The sequence below is a fragment of the Peribacillus sp. B65 genome (assembly GCF_058513295.1).
This window is the reverse complement of the sequence record NZ_CP195840.1, coordinates 2,853,870-2,868,957: the sequence shown is the minus strand read 5'-3', so window position 1 is coordinate 2,868,957 and position 15,088 is coordinate 2,853,870. Positions and strand designations below refer to the sequence as shown.

Below are 15,088 nucleotides of genomic sequence, written 5' to 3'. Positions count from 1 at the left end.
CTTCTGGATTTTAATCGCTGGCTCTGGATATTGATAACAGGAAATCGAAAAAATTCGTCGAATTGATTAATGATATACATTTATTTAATAAACTTAAATGTTTTGTTTTTAGCAATTTCGATTTTTTGTTTTATGTAAATGAAGTTACATCGGAAGGGGAAGTTATACTTGCTGAATGAACTGAAAGTAACTCAAGTTACCATTCCATTGCCTTTTAGGTTGGATCATGTCCATTGTTTCCTAGCGGAAGGTGAAAAAGGGTGGACAATCATTGATTCGGGATTAAATAACAAAACGACAAGGGATTTATGGAACCCGATTATCGAAAAACACGATATTACCGATATTATAATCACCCATTATCACCCTGATCATTTCGGGTATGCAGGGACATTACAACAATTGACCGGTGCGGATGTTTGGATGACACAAGTGGATGAACAAGCGGGAACTACGTATTGGGAAGCGGATTCGCTGAATCTGCTTAAAGAAAATTATAAAGCATGTGGTATGGAAGACGATTTATCCGTGGCCTTATCCAGTGACGAAAGCGGATTCATGCCACAAGTAAAACCCTATCCTACCGTAAATCATCATCTTGAAGAAGGAATGAAACTGCACTTTGGCAAATATGAGTATGAAGTGATTTTCACGCCGGGACATTCTGATGGCTTGATATCCTTATACAATAAGGAAAAAAGTGTCCTTTTTTCGACAGATCATATATTGCCCAGGATATCTCCAAATATTTCTTATTGGTTTAAAGGTTTCAGCAACCCATTGGAAGAGTTTTTTAATTCTTTGAAAAAAATACAAAAGCTGGACGTTGAATATGTCATCCCTTCACATGGGAAACCGTTTCAAAATGCCAATAAAAGAATTTTTGAATTGTTGGAACACCATCAGGACCGTTTGCATATTATTCATGAAAACATGAAAGAGCCGATTTCAGTAAATAGTGCTTGCCAGATCTTATTTAGAAATCTGTCCATTCACGAGACCAGGTTTGCAGTTGGTGAAACATTGGCACACCTAGAATACCTTCTTTTAAATGACCAATGCAGAAAGTTTAAACGTGATGGCAAATGGTATTATCAATCCATTTGATATTTTAGATGACAACGTATCGAAACTGATTTTAGCTCATGTCATCTAAAACTGCTTAAATTGCTGCAGCTAATGTTTATTATCGCCATGGGGAGCTAATGGGGAAGGGAAAAGTGGAGATATTCCCATTACATGCCTGATACATTTTTGCAGCCTATAATGGCTTCATTCAATTGTTTTCAAGAAAAATCCACCGCCCATCAACATGAGCGGTGGATTTTTCATTGCCTGACACCTATTTGTCCCTTAACTTCATTCATAATATCTTCAAGGGATGTGACAATTCCTTTATCGTCCTTATAGCTAATGTGCTTAGGTTGAAAATGGATAGGCGAATCTAAACCAGCAGCGGCTGAGATTCGAAATAGTCCTTTTCTAAGGGTTACAAGAAAGTTAACAACGCGGTATTTCTTTTCATCGATGACAAGCGCTTTTTGCAATTCCGGATCAGTGGTGGCTACTCCGACAGGACAAGCATTGGAATGGCATTTCATCGTCTGTATACATCCTATCGCAATCATGAAACCTCGAGCTATGTTTACAAGGTCTGCTCCCATGGCTAGGGCTATCGCAATTCTATCAGGCGTGAACAATTTACCGGAGGCGATGATTTTAACGCGATTGCGTACACCGTATTTTTCCAATGTCGATACTAAAATCGGCAAAGCGGATTTTATCGGCAAGCCTACGCTATCGATCAATTCCTGATAAGATGCACCCGTGCCGCCTTCACCGCCATCCAATGAAATGAAATCCGGACCTTTCCCGGTTTCTTTCATGTAGCTAGCAAGCTCTTCAACACTGTCAGTGCCGCCGATGACCATTTTGATGCCGACCGGGATTCCTGTATGTTCCCTGATTTTTTCGATAAAATCGCACATGGATTTTACGTCATGGTATTGATGAAACCGATTCGGACTATCAATTGCTTTATACGGAATGACCTTACGGATTTCAGCGATTTCCGGATTCACTTTTTCAGCATCGATATGCCCTCCGCGAGTTTTGGCACCTTGAGCCAATTTGATTTCAAATGCTTTGATTTGGGGTATTTCACTTTTTCTTTTTAACTCATCCCAATCCATTTCGCCGTTACTATCACGAACTCCAAACATGGCTGGACCGATTTGCATGATTATATCGACACCGCCGATTAGATGATAAGGAGACAGTCCGCCTTCACCTGTATTCATCCAGGTGCCTTTTGCTGCAGCCAACCCCTCAGAAAGTGCAGTGATTGCGTTCTTACCCAAAGAGCCATAACTCATGGCGGACATGCCGATAAGACCTTTTAGTCGAAAGGGATTCTTAGTGTTTGGGCCGATGATCACGGCGTCCTCATCATCCAATAAGAATGCAGAGGATATTTCATCTTCCCATTTTTCTTCTCGTTGTGAGAAAAGCGGGTCTTTCAATAGAATGTATCTTTTCGTCGTCACTTTAGTTTCACGATCATATTTTTCTTCTTCGGCCAATTTTGGAAACATGCTATTTTTAACAAAGAAGCCTTCTTCATCAAAATCCCGTTTTGAGCCAAAACCTATGACATCCCGTAAATATTTTGAACTTTTTACCATATGTTCATAGTCATCGCGGGAAAATGGTTTTCCTTCGTTATCACTGTTAAACCAATATTGCCGCATCTCAGGTCCGATTTTTTCCAGAAAGTATCGCATTCTCCCAAGCACGGGGTAATTCCTTAAAATTGCATGATGCTTCTGCATGCGATCAAAGAAAATCATATAAAGTAATAGTAAGACCAAAACGATGATAATGATGAAAACTACGGTAAATCCAAGGATAATTAAAAGATTTGCGATGCCACTCATTCAATCCCTCCTGATATGCAAAAAAAATCATGTATTTTTAATCTACTCGGTAATTCGATCAATTATACAGAATTCCAACGCAAGGTTTTTATAGGGATGGAACGAAAATAATTTAAATAGGCAATATTGTTCTCACAATTTCTTTCAACTTCTCCTTTTCGATTGGCTTACCCAAATGGCTAACTGTAAAGTTATGGCATCATGCAGCACCTGTGGATTATATCCGGTAATGTCCTTGATTTTTTTTAATCGGTATATAAGGGAATTACGATGGATATACATTCTTTTTGCACATTCCCCAATATTTAAGTTACTAAGAAAAAATTGTTGCAGAGTCTCAATCAACTTTTCGGATAAGCTGCCTAAAATTCTTTCCTGAAATTGCTGTTTGGTCCGCTCATCTATCCTTTCCAACAGTGCTTTTGTTTCCACTTCAGTATATCTAGTTAAAGCTTGATCGGCTTCACCTAGTAAAAGTGCCGCTTCAGCTTCGCGGAAAGAGTGGACGATGTATGATTCCTTATCCACAATAGAGCCCAAACCGATTCGTATAACGAAACCTTTTGCTTTAAATTTTTTGATGGCTGAATCCAGGCATTTGTCAATGTTATTTCCGCTAAGCGCCGTAGTGAGAATGAAAACCCGATTCACATTCAGGAACCCAACAAGGGCTTGATGGGAACCAAAAACAGTTTCAGTCATTTGAATCAGCTCATTCTTATTTAACGGATTTAATTTCATTTCCATTACCCCCACTTGATAGCGAGGTTCTAATTTCATTCCAATCAGTTCAAGTCTCTGATCAATCGAATGCTGATTGATATCTTCCTTTAATAAGTCTTCAAATACCAATTCTTTCAAGTGTTGTTTCCATTCGAGTTGTTCCGCCATAAAAGCTTGATGAAGCATCATTTCCGTTATCATTTTCACCAATTCGCCGAATTCCAAAAGTTCAGTCGGATCTCCGGTGATTCCGATGACTCCTATAATTACATTTTGAAAATTAATAGGCAAATTAATTCCAGGAAGGACACCTACCCATTGATGACGATCAGTTTCGGGAATGATTAACGGCTTTCCCGTTTTCAGTACTTCCATTGCTCCTAAATGCAATTGGTCGATGCGTTCATGATTTCCGGAAGCGATGATGATTCCTTTATCATCCATAATATTAATATTTCTGTTAAGTCTATTGGTGGTTTGTTTGACAATTTCCATTGCAATTTCTTGGGTCAGCATTCAAGTCATCCTTCTAGAGTTTTTTTATTTGCTAACAGAATGGTGATCATATTTCATGCAAACAAGCTATGATTTTTCATGTAAAGGGGGATTGTCGATAGTTTAAACCTTTAGCTATCTTATACTTTAGGAAAATGGGAAAATAACAGAAAACTTTCCAGAAAGATCATTTTTTATATATAGTATAGCCAAAAAAATCCAATATGTCATACTAATTTTCGTTTAGAATGAACGATGATTAAAATATTTCTGAAGATTATAATTAAATTGATATAAAAATATATTCAAAGGGGAACTGAGCATGAAAATTGTTATTGCACCAGATTCCTATAAAGGAAGTTTATCAGCAACAGAAGCTTCAAAAGCTATTGAGCGAGGAGTCAGGAAGGCACTGCCGGATGCGGAGACAGAATTGGTTCCTGCGGCGGATGGCGGGGAAGGCACGATGGATAGTCTTGTTGCAGCTACAAATGGACGAAAAGTTGAAGTGACCGTTAAAGGACCTTTACTTGAAGATGTTCAGGCAGCATATGCAATCCTGGGCGATAAAAAAACTTGTGTGATTGAAATGGCTAATGCATCTGGTCTTTGCCTTGTCGATCCAGCTGAGTTGAACCCATTGATCACTACTTCATACGGGACAGGGGAGCTTATTCAAAAAGCATTGAATGATGGCTGTCGAAAGTTCATTTTAGCGATTGGTGGAAGCGCTACCAACGATGGCGGTGTCGGTATGCTCCAGGCTTTGGGAATGAAGGTGTTTGATGAAGAAGGTAAAACTCTGGGATACGGAGGTGCCGAATTATCACGGATATCAGACATTAATACAGAGGATTTTGATTCCAGAATAGCGGATTCCGAATTTTTGATTGCCTCGGATGTCCAAAATCCGTTAGTCGGTCCAGATGGGGCATCAAGGGTATTCGGACCTCAAAAAGGGGCGACTCCTGACATGGTTGAAATGCTTGATAAAGCTTTATCATCATGGGCTGATTTGGTGGAAATCAAAACAGGCATACACTTGCATGATAAAGCAGGTGCTGGTGCTGCAGGAGGAATTGGAGGTGCATTTCAAGCCTTTTTCCGTGCAGAAACAAAAAGGGGCATAGATATTGTCATGGAGTATACGAAACTGGGTGAAAAATTGTTCGGTGCCGATTGTGTCTTTACCGGTGAGGGCCAAATCGATTACCAGACTGCTTCAGGCAAAACACCCATGGGAGTAGCGCAAGAAGCCAAAAAGCATGGTATTCCGGTATTTGTTTTGGCTGGATCGATCGGAACAGGTATTGAAGTTTTATATGACCACGGAATAACGAGTGTTCATAGTTTGGTGAACGCTCCCATGCCATTAAAGGAAGCTATGGAAAGAGGAGTTGAATTGTTGGAATTTTCAGCCGAACAAGTAATGCGGGCTTTTTTGGCAGCGATCAAAAATAGGGGGTAATTTTTTATGTTATTTATTGTTTTGGCCATCGGCGTGTTCTTAATTGTTTTTGCTACAACTAAATTCAAGCTGCATCCGTTCTTATCGCTTCTATTGGGTACTTTATTTGTTGGTTTTGCTTCCGGAATGCCTCTGGATCAGATCGTTGAGAATATCAACGGCGGTTTTGGCGGATTGATGACGAGCATTGGACTTGTAATCGTTTTCGGTACAATAATCGGAACCATTTTGGAAAAGGCCGGGGCCGCATTGCGAATGGCCGAAGTCGTATTGAGGATTGTCGGTCCTAAAAGACCGCAGCTTGCCATGAGTATGATTGGCTTTATCGTATCCATACCCGTTTTTTGCGATTCAGGTTTCGTTATTTTATCGAGCTTAAGAAAAGCATTGGCAAGACGCGCAAAAGTGGCGGTTGCTTCCATGTCAGTTGCGCTTGCAACTGGTTTGTATGCGACACATACACTTGTACCCCCAACTCCGGGGCCAATTGCGGCAGCCGGGAATATCGGAGCGGACGGATACTTGGGGACCGTCATTTTGATAGGTCTTATTACCGCCATTCCAGCTGCACTTGCTGGTTATATATGGTCAATGAAAGTAGCGACCAAGATAGAAGTTGAAGATGACCGAAGTGACCTGGATTACGATTATGATGAAATTGTCCGTTCATTCGGCAAGATGCCTTCTGCCTTACAATCATTTTTACCGATCGTTTTACCGATTGTCCTGATTGGAGCCAGTTCTGTATTAACGCTATTTGGGACGGAAGGGGGGATTGCCGCATTTTTCGTATTCTTGGGCCAGCCGGTCATCGCATTGCTCGTCGGAGTAATTTCCGCTTTGACATTGCTGCCTAAGTATGATGAAGAAACATTAACAAACTGGATAGGAGCCGCCTTATTGGATGCTGCGCCAATTTTATTGATTACCGGGGCGGGCGGAGCATTTGGTACCGTCATTAAAAATACGGGGATTGCAGACATCATCCAAAGTTGGGATATGGGCAGCATCTTTAGTGGTTCCTTGTTCCTGTTGGTCCCGTTCCTAATTGCTGCTGGGCTGAAAACGGCCCAGGGTTCTTCGACAGCATCACTGGTCATCACTTCATCTTTGATTGCACCCATGCTTCCAACGTTGGGTATTGAAGGGGCTGTTCCTCTTGCATTGGTAGTCATGGCTGTTGGAGCAGGTGCGATGACAGTAAGCCATGTAAATGATAGCTTCTTCTGGGTGGTCACCCAATTTAGCGGGATGAAAGTGACGGATGCCTATAAAGCTCAAACAATGGCAACCTTAATACAAGGAGTGGTCACGATTATCACGACGATGATATTGTGGGTCATTCTTGTGTAATATTAATATTTGCAAAAAGGAGAGGCGTGAAACGCTTCTCTTTTTTATGCTTTAAATTAAATATATTTTAATTTTTATGGTGTTGTAAGAACTAAAATAGTGTATGATGCATAGTATAAGGTATGGTGTACGTCACATAGTATAGGGAAGAGGTGATTGGATGAGCACTTTACTGAATTCATTAACCACTGAGCTGCGCAGAGGCACTTTGACGTTAGCTGTTCTGAGTCAGCTCAAAACCCCTCAGTATGGGTACTCGCTTGTCCAGCGTTTAGAGAAGTCGGGAATTACCATTGATCAAAGTACTTTATATCCTTTACTTCGACGCCTGGAAAAACAAGAATTGGTGACCAGCAGCTGGGATACTTCTGAAAGTAGACCGCGCAAGTACTATTCTTTAAGTGATTATGGGGGAGAAATCTTCACTCAGTTAAAGGAAGAATGGGAAAAAACTTCTCAAGAGCTTTATATATTATTAAAAGGAGAGGGAGAAGATGGAGCTGATTGAACTTTATATTCAGGAAGTGACCCGCAGGCTGCCTGAAAAAAACCGGGAGGATATTGGGCTTGAGCTTCAATCTACAATCGCAGATATGCTTCCGGAGGATCACACGGAGCAAGACGTGAAAGCGGTTCTATTAAAATTAGGAGATCCGGTTACACTGGCAAGTGGTTATCGCGATCGGCCGATGCATCTGATTGGACCGCGTTATTATGATTTTTATATCAGTCTGTTGAAAATGATTTTACCAATTGCTGCAGTCATTTCACTGATTGGATTAGTAGGGGATAATCCGTTTCGAGAAATGGGTGATAATACGGTTATGGATGCGGTTTTCACCATAATCGGGAAAGCGATAGCAGGTATCATCAGTACAGGTATCCAAGTGTTTTTCTGGCTGACGCTCTCATTTGTCATTTTAGAACGCATGGATACTTCAAAAGATCAGTCCCCTTTAACCAAAGACTTGAAACCATGGACACCGGAAAACCTAAAACATATTCCGAACATTTCAAAGCAAAAAGCGATTTCCATGATCGAGATATTTGCAAGTTTGTTAGGTCTTTCTGTATTCGCGGCCCTTTATTTCAATGCAGCAAACCTGTTAGGCGTCTATGAAAAAAGAAATGACAGTCTCATTTTCGTAACACCTTCTTTTAATCAAGAGGTATTGAATACCTATTGGCTGCCGGTATCTTGCATCGTTATCATTGGGGTTCTCTTGGCGATTTATAAATTATTTTTAAGACAATGGACCCTGAAATTAGCTTTATTTCATGCTATATACCAGCTGTTGTCCACTCTGATTTTCATCATCATCATTAGTAATCCTAATTTATTGAACCCCGAATTCATTGCATACCAAAAAACACTATTTTCAATCGATGATTGGAAAACCTCGATTTACTGGGGTCTCATACTCATCACAATCTTTTTTGCCTGCTATGATTCCTATCAAGGCTTCCGAAAGGCAAAAATCCGTTAAGGCACAGCAACCTAGCTGTGTTTTTTTGTTTTTAAAGTTCCATGATGTGAAAAGATTTCTCAAGATAAGAGGGAAAACAGAAAAACACCTCATATGGAATATAGTTTTTAACCAACTATACGGCATATGAGGCGTTACATTTAAACCAACTTTTTATTGAACTGCATCGAACTGATTGACTTTCCAAGTGGATCCGGATTTATAAAAGGTAACCGTTCTTTTTACTGACTCACCGTCGACTGTAGGTACAGTTAAGTTGTAGGACCTAACGTTCAGTTTTTGATAAACCAATTTAATTTTTGCTTTTCTCCACTCCAACATGCTGAAGCCGTCTCCGATTGGGCGGGCTAATTTCCCTTTATGGGTAATGTAATTATATTTGGTCAGACCCTTTTCAACTGCATTATTAGTAAATGTCTCTGCTAAGTAGGTAGTCAATTTATCTTTTGTATTAAACTCTTGGCAAAGGTATGAATACTCTGTCCCTTTATAATTGAAAGTTTTTTGTGAACATGAACGGGTTTTATATCCATGTAAAGCATTCCAAAAATGTTTGCTGGCATTATCGGCTATCTTTAATGCATTTGCATCAGACAAATTCTGTGATGTCGTTTTTGCGGTAACCTGACCACTTAGAGTGAAAAATAAAATAATGGATAATAGCATACCTAAAAATTTTTTCATAATTAATCTCCCCAATCCCTAATAGGATACTTATGTAACGAAAGTTTAATAAATATTACAATTGTTACATTTATATTACAACATGATTGGCGCAAGTAAAAGAGAAATCTTGTTAATTTTTAAATATAATTTTAGTTTTCCATTAAATATACATAGTTTGTTCATTTTATTCTTTTTGAAAGCGGCGTTTTAAATAGAAGGTCACTGCTGTTACATACTTCATATTCCACGAACTTGCCTATTTAAAACCCAGAAGTTCATTCTTTTTCAATAACGGGACAAGTTGATTCATTATATTTTCATTAATATCAAGATATGTACAAAGAATTCGAATTTCCCGGGAAGCGCCTAAAAAAAATAAAATATAAAGGTTTGACAAACTTTCTAGTCCTACCGTATTATAAATTATATACTTGAATACATTCTCCAAAGGGGAGTAGCTTTTACAACAACGTCGTCATTACGGGGCTCTTTGCTCTCGGTGTTGTTGGCAGCATATTGTTGTTAGCCAGACCTTACCTATTGGTAAAGGTCTATTTTCTTTTAGTAAACCTTTACCAAAATGGTAAAGGTTTTTTTGTAGTCCAGATCAGGCTGCCCTTACGGAAATGTATAAACATGAGGGTTTAGTAGAAAAACAAATAAATATAAATGGAGTGTATTAGTTGATACTGAGAAAATCTTTGTTACTTTTAGGGATAGGTTCTGCACAAATAGATTTAATCCTTCCGAAAAATACGTATAAATCTGGTGAATGCATAAATGGGTATTTCTTGATTAAGGGTGGTACCCTTGCGCAAAGAATAAGGAGGATCGAATGTGATTTGATCATGGATACTCATTCTACAGGATTGGAAGAGATCCTTAAAACGAGCACCATTTTGTCTTCAAGGGAGATAAATTCAGGGGAAAGCAATGAAATTCCTTTTAACTTTTGTCTTCCTATATTGAAGGAGCCTTATAAACGAGGGGTTTCCTACCGTCTTAAAACAAGACTTATCCTTGATAAAGGGATAATAGGCAAGGATGATGACTGGATTTTAATTGATTCTGAATAAAAGTGAAATTGGAGTTGGGAACATGAATGTCTTGAAATTTACAGAGCGGGCTATGGATTATTTGCAAGAATTTTTGTTATTGAGGCTTTTTATATTGGCTTTACTTTTATTGGCCGTTTATTATATTTTGAATAAAATGGTTGAATGGTTCTTTAAAAGATCTAATTTTTTTGTGGAAGAAGTTGAAAGAACGATACAGGGAGTTACCCGGTCTGCTCTTAGATACGGCATAGCAGGACTTTTCCTCATTTATCTGATTGGACAGTTTATAGACATAAAAGGAATCATGGCTGGAGCTGGAATTGTAGGGGTCGTTATCGGATTTGCGGCTCAGCAAATGCTTAAGGATATCTTATTGGGATTTGTAAGGCTTTCAGATAATGAATTCCGGGTGGGAAATTTCGTTACATTCAATGGGACAAGTTCAGGGACAATTGAAGAAATAGGTATCCGGTTCATGCAGATCAGGGAATGGTCAGGAAAATTGCTGACAATCCCTCACAGTGAAATCAGGACAATTCAAAATTTTAATAAAGGGAGAATGCGAATCATTGAGCGTATCACTGTAAGCTACCAAGAAAGTCCAGAAAAGGTAAAACGGCTGTTGGAGGATATATGCCTTATCTGTAATGAGAAGTATGGTGAAACCCTTCTAAGGCTAGAGGATGGTACACCTGAAGAGGATTTTAGATACATCGGCATTACGGATTTAAATCCGAATCTTAAATATGTTGGATATGAACTATGCATTGTGGGACTTGTGAAACCTGATGATTACTTTGAAACATCAAGGAGTGTGAGGTTTGAAATGATGACTGCTCTTCATGAGCATAAAATTCTAATGCCATCTTCCCATTTACTTGTACAGGGAAATCCTAAACAAGAACATATATTGGAGAACTAAAAGAAGAAACACAATTGCCTGAGGTATTCCGGGAATTATCATGAACTAATGATGGTGAGTGTAAGAAAGGACCGAAATTAGTGACAGTACCCGGGAACTTAAGGATATTAAACGCCTTCTTATAAAGAAAGTATTCGAACGTTGATTGGACCGTATAGCATTCGCTTTCCGCGGGCGGTCCGCCCTTTGCGCCTGTGAGGTCTCCTTTGCACCGCTTTCCCCACAGTAGTCTCGAACTCCCGATCAATAAACTGGAACGTTTTTAACTAAAAAATCTAAAGGCAATCTTGCTTTTTTCGAGTTGTCTCCAATCTGTGGCTTTCTTTTAAAGGGAGCCTTTTTTTATGCGGGGAATTGCACAAACTTTTCTGAAAAATGTTTTTGTTTATAAATTTCACCTTGATTTATCAGATTAAATAGATTATTATCGAATTAGCATAAAATGGAAGGGTGACCTTTAAACAATGATCATTTAATCCTATTCTTTAAGAGAAAAAATGCGTGCTAAATACGAACTTTTTTTCTGGATAGGATTAGTCTGTACTAAAATACAAACAAAGATCATTGTGTTCCGTCCATTAGGGATCTTTTAGTTTGTTAATTTTGTATTGTACTGCCTCCTGTCCAGAAATCTCACAGGAGGTTTTTATATGGAAAAAAACACATCTGTAACATTAAGTAATAAGGAACCTAACATTTTTAAAAATCGTGTATTCCGGGCCATTATCTTTTCTGGCCTGTTTTTACAAATAGGGATATGGGTACGGAACTTTGCAGTTTTGTTATTCGTCATGGAAAAGACAAACGGGGATGCTTTTGCCATTTCCATGATATCAGTAGCGGAATTTGCTCCCATCTTTATTTTTTCATTCATTGGAGGGACGTTTGCGGACCGCTGGAGTCCGAAAAAAACGATGGTTTGGTGTGATATATTAAGTGCAATATCTGTATTTGCTGTGCTAATCTCGCTCATCTTTGGCAGTTGGAAAATGGTATTCTTCGCAACTTTGATTTCGGCGATACTTTCTCAATTTTCTCAGCCATCAGGCATGAAGCTATTTAAGATGCATTTGCCTGAAAGTCAAATTCAGACAGGGATGTCCGTTTATCAGACCGTCTTCGCAGTATTTATGGTTTTAGGTCCGATTCTCGGTACATTTGCCTTCCAATCATTCGGGATAAACATCTCGATTGCGATTACTGGCCTGGCGTTTTTACTTTCAGCTGGAGCACTCGCCTTTCTTCCAAAAGATCGTAAACTGAATGAAGAGACAGCAAAAACAACGTTATGGCAGGAAATGAAAAGCGGAGTGAGCTATGTGTTGCGAAAAAAAGAACTAAGTTTGCTTGGATTATGTTTTCTGGCAGCCGGGCTTGGACTGGGCTTCATTCAGCCACTTTCTATATTTCTCGTTACCGAACAACTGGAACTTCCTAAGGAAAATTTGCAATGGTTATTTATGGTGAATGGGTTTGGTATGATTTTAGGCGGAGCTGGGGTGATGATTTTTGCCAAAAAAGTGGCACCTCAGAGATTATTAGCATTCGGAATGCTTGTGAATGCCATTGGATTAGCGGTAATGGGACTTTCGACAAATCTTTGGATTACACTTACTGCCGAGTTCTTTAATGGACTAATGCTGCCTTGTATCCAAATCGGTATCAATACATTGATATTGCAGAGGACCGAAGGCGAGTTCATCGGAAGGGTCAATGGAATTTTAAGCCCATTATTCACTGGATCGATGGTTTTGACCATGAGTGCGGCAGGCGTGCTGAAAGAGCAATTTTCACTCGTCGCCATATTTGAAACCGCCGCTTTCTTTTTTATTATTGGAATGTTTTTCATTTTGCCATTGTACAATCAAAAGGCCGAATCCAAACCACTGGAAATCCAATCGTAAGTATCCTGCGGTGTGCCCACACCTCTATACAGCAATAGCCAAGAAAAGCAGCCTTATCGGCTGCTTTTCTTTTTACTGTTCAACTAACAAATTCTGGTTTAACAATTATTTTTAGAGTACTGGTAAATACTAAAAATGGCATGTTGGAACTTATGCATTTCATTTTCAAAAAAAGTTAGGTGAATAGCTTAAATGAAAAAGGAGAAAAGTTAATGATCCTTAAAGACATATTGAAAGATGCGATCAACTGGGATTTGCCGAAGGACGTTGAACATATATCCATCGCAGGTGTAACCGATAACTCTAAAGAAATAAAAAAGGGATACCTTTTTGTTGCCGTAACCGGATATAAGTCAGATGGCCATAATTACATTAAAGATGCAATTCGTTTAGGGGCATCAGCTGTGATTGGTGATCGCGATATTAAGGGTTTGGAAATTCCTTATTTACGAGTGGAGAACAGCCGTAAAGCGTTAGGGCTAATCGCCAAAAGGTTTTATGGAGATCCAAGCAAGCAAAAAATAATGATAGGAATTACAGGTACCAATGGAAAAACCACAACGAGTTATATGCTTCAGCAAATATTGAAAGAAAATGGGGTAACCTGTTCCGTCATTGGTACGATACAGCATATTATCAATGGAAACAAAGTCGATTCCCATAATACGACTCCAGGTAGCATGGAGTTGAATTCCTTACTGGCTGCAAGTAGGGACATGGTTGTCATAATGGAAGTGTCTTCACATGGATTAGCTCAATACCGTTTAGAAGGAATTGAATTTGATTTCTGTGTCTTCACGAATTTGTATCATGACCATCTCGACTTCCACGGTACGATGGAGGATTATTTCCTGGCAAAATTACTTCTATTTGAAAAATTGAAACCTAATGGTCTTGCGATCATCAATGGGGATGATTTCTGGGGAGAAAGACTACAAGAATACTTACGGGAAAAGAACGTCAGTGCCTTTGTCTTTGGAAAATCCAATCGCTTCGATTTAACAATCACCAATTATAATACTGCAACAAATCCCTTTATTTTATTGAATGAGAATCATGACTTTGTGAAAATTGAGTTACCTTTACCTGGACTTCATAATTTATATAACGCAACTGCCGCCTATTCCGTAGCGAAGATGTTTCCAATTTCAAAAAAAGAAATTCTCACATCATTGAAACAATTTTCCGGTGTGCCTGGAAGGTTTGAAATGTATAAGAAAGAATATGGACCGACAATCGTCATCGATTATGCACATACTGCAGATGCCATACATCACATGCTTCAAACTGCCAAAGAATGCGGAGCCAAAAAAATTTATCATATCTTTGGTTTCCGAGGTGGACGAGATACAACCAAAAGGGCTGAAATGGTTAAAGTATCATCGGAACATAGTGATGTTTCCATTTTGACGATGGATGATCTGAATTCGGAGGGAATGGAGGGGATGGAATCGACACTAAATAAACTGAAAAGCGATTACTCTGCTGGAAATGGGAAGGTTATTCCTGATAGAACACTTGCTATACAGGAGGCGATACAAGCTGGAAAGGAAGGGGATTGGATTATAATTACAGGTAAAGGAATTGAGAGGTATGAACAAAATTTTGGACTGCCTACTATTTCTGACAAAGAAACGGTATTATATCTGCAAAATAAAGACGAAGGGGATTTTATCGGTTATTTTGATCAATAGTTTGATTGTAACGAATGCTATTATAAAGGGCTAATACGACGTCCATTCCCTTAGTCAGCCATAGGTTATTAATATGGTGATAATTAACATTGTAACATATGAGGAATTCAAGTATTATAACAATACAAGCTGCACTGTTCGTAATGATAATAAAGTTTTAACCTTTAAGCTGTAATAGGGAGTTTTATATTGAAACAGGAATGTTATGCCTCGTCACTGACTTGGACAACAGGATTATTTCTGCAAACACCCACTTTGAGGAGTGGTGGTTTAAAACTTTCTTACTGAATACGGCAATGGCGGCTTATATCTTTAAATGTTGAAGCCGGTCTCGGTCTGAGGCCGGTTTTTTGCTGTTTTCAAATACCGTACAATAAGAATT

At 39.0% G+C, this 15,088-nt stretch carries 12 protein-coding genes and 1 other RNA gene; 10 read left to right on the top strand and 3 right to left on the bottom strand.

Features of this window, described 5'->3' with window-relative positions:
- Positions 1 to 168 precede the first annotated feature (168 nt).
- Entirely contained in the window at positions 169 to 1,107 is a 939-nt protein-coding gene (locus tag ACSR9O_RS14040) for an MBL fold metallo-hydrolase (RefSeq protein WP_491724559.1), read from the top strand.
- A gap of 221 nt (positions 1,108 to 1,328) precedes the next feature.
- Here ACSR9O_RS14040 and ACSR9O_RS14035 read toward each other — a convergent pair whose 3' ends face one another.
- Both ACSR9O_RS14035 and ACSR9O_RS14030 read right to left on the bottom strand, forming a co-directional pair.
- On the bottom strand, positions 1,329 to 2,936 hold the full coding sequence (locus ACSR9O_RS14035) for an FMN-binding glutamate synthase family protein (protein ID WP_491724558.1): 1,608 nt from the start codon (positions 2,934 to 2,936) through the stop codon (positions 1,329 to 1,331).
- A gap of 144 nt (positions 2,937 to 3,080) precedes the next feature.
- Positions 3,081 to 4,175: a CdaR family transcriptional regulator gene (locus tag ACSR9O_RS14030; protein ID WP_491724557.1), complete on the bottom strand. Its 1,095-nt coding sequence runs from the start codon at positions 4,173 to 4,175 to the stop codon at positions 3,081 to 3,083.
- Between the two features lie 301 nt (positions 4,176 to 4,476).
- Between ACSR9O_RS14030 and ACSR9O_RS14025 the strand changes: the two genes are divergently transcribed.
- The 4 genes from ACSR9O_RS14025 (at position 4,477) to ACSR9O_RS14010 (ending at position 8,462) form a co-directional block, all read left to right on the top strand.
- Complete coding sequence (locus ACSR9O_RS14025; RefSeq protein ID WP_491724556.1) at positions 4,477 to 5,622, top strand: glycerate kinase; 1,146 nt, start codon at positions 4,477 to 4,479, stop codon at positions 5,620 to 5,622.
- A 6-nt stretch (positions 5,623 to 5,628) separates the two neighbouring features.
- A complete protein-coding gene (locus tag ACSR9O_RS14020; RefSeq protein ID WP_101222202.1) occupies positions 5,629 to 6,975 on the top strand; it encodes a GntP family permease in 1,347 nt (448 codons plus the stop codon).
- Positions 6,976 to 7,135: 160 nt separating this feature from the next.
- Complete coding sequence (locus ACSR9O_RS14015; protein WP_034306796.1) at positions 7,136 to 7,483, top strand: PadR family transcriptional regulator; 348 nt, start codon at positions 7,136 to 7,138, stop codon at positions 7,481 to 7,483.
- The gene (locus ACSR9O_RS14010) at positions 7,470 to 8,462 is read left to right on the top strand and encodes an HAAS signaling domain-containing protein (protein ID WP_491724555.1); all 993 of its coding nucleotides are present in this window, start codon (positions 7,470 to 7,472) and stop codon (positions 8,460 to 8,462) included. Before ACSR9O_RS14015 ends, ACSR9O_RS14010 begins: the two co-directional genes overlap by 14 nt.
- A 153-nt stretch (positions 8,463 to 8,615) precedes the next feature.
- Here ACSR9O_RS14010 and ACSR9O_RS14005 read toward each other — a convergent pair whose 3' ends face one another.
- On the bottom strand, positions 8,616 to 9,146 hold the full coding sequence (locus ACSR9O_RS14005; protein ID WP_230175935.1) for a DL-endopeptidase inhibitor IseA: 531 nt from the start codon (positions 9,144 to 9,146) through the stop codon (positions 8,616 to 8,618).
- Positions 9,147 to 9,811: 665 nt separating this feature from the next.
- Here ACSR9O_RS14005 and ACSR9O_RS14000 point away from each other — a divergent pair.
- The 5 genes from ACSR9O_RS14000 to ssrS all read left to right on the top strand — a co-directional run bounded on the left by ACSR9O_RS14000 (position 9,812) and on the right by ssrS (position 15,016).
- A complete protein-coding gene (locus ACSR9O_RS14000) occupies positions 9,812 to 10,204 on the top strand; it encodes a sporulation protein (RefSeq protein WP_230175936.1) in 393 nt (130 codons plus the stop codon).
- Positions 10,205 to 10,226: 22 nt separating this feature from the next.
- A complete protein-coding gene (locus ACSR9O_RS13995; protein ID WP_491724554.1) occupies positions 10,227 to 11,108 on the top strand; it encodes a mechanosensitive ion channel family protein in 882 nt (293 codons plus the stop codon).
- A gap of 650 nt (positions 11,109 to 11,758) precedes the next feature.
- Positions 11,759 to 13,012, top strand: a complete 1,254-nt coding sequence (locus tag ACSR9O_RS13990) for an MFS transporter (protein WP_101222199.1) — start codon at positions 11,759 to 11,761, stop codon at positions 13,010 to 13,012.
- A 212-nt stretch (positions 13,013 to 13,224) separates the two neighbouring features.
- On the top strand, positions 13,225 to 14,706 hold the full coding sequence (locus tag ACSR9O_RS13985; RefSeq protein WP_230175938.1) for a UDP-N-acetylmuramoyl-L-alanyl-D-glutamate--2,6-diaminopimelate ligase: 1,482 nt from the start codon (positions 13,225 to 13,227) through the stop codon (positions 14,704 to 14,706).
- Between the two features lie 123 nt (positions 14,707 to 14,829).
- Positions 14,830 to 15,016, top strand: a non-coding RNA gene (ssrS, locus tag ACSR9O_RS13980) — 6S RNA.
- Positions 15,017 to 15,088: the final 72 nt, after the last annotated feature.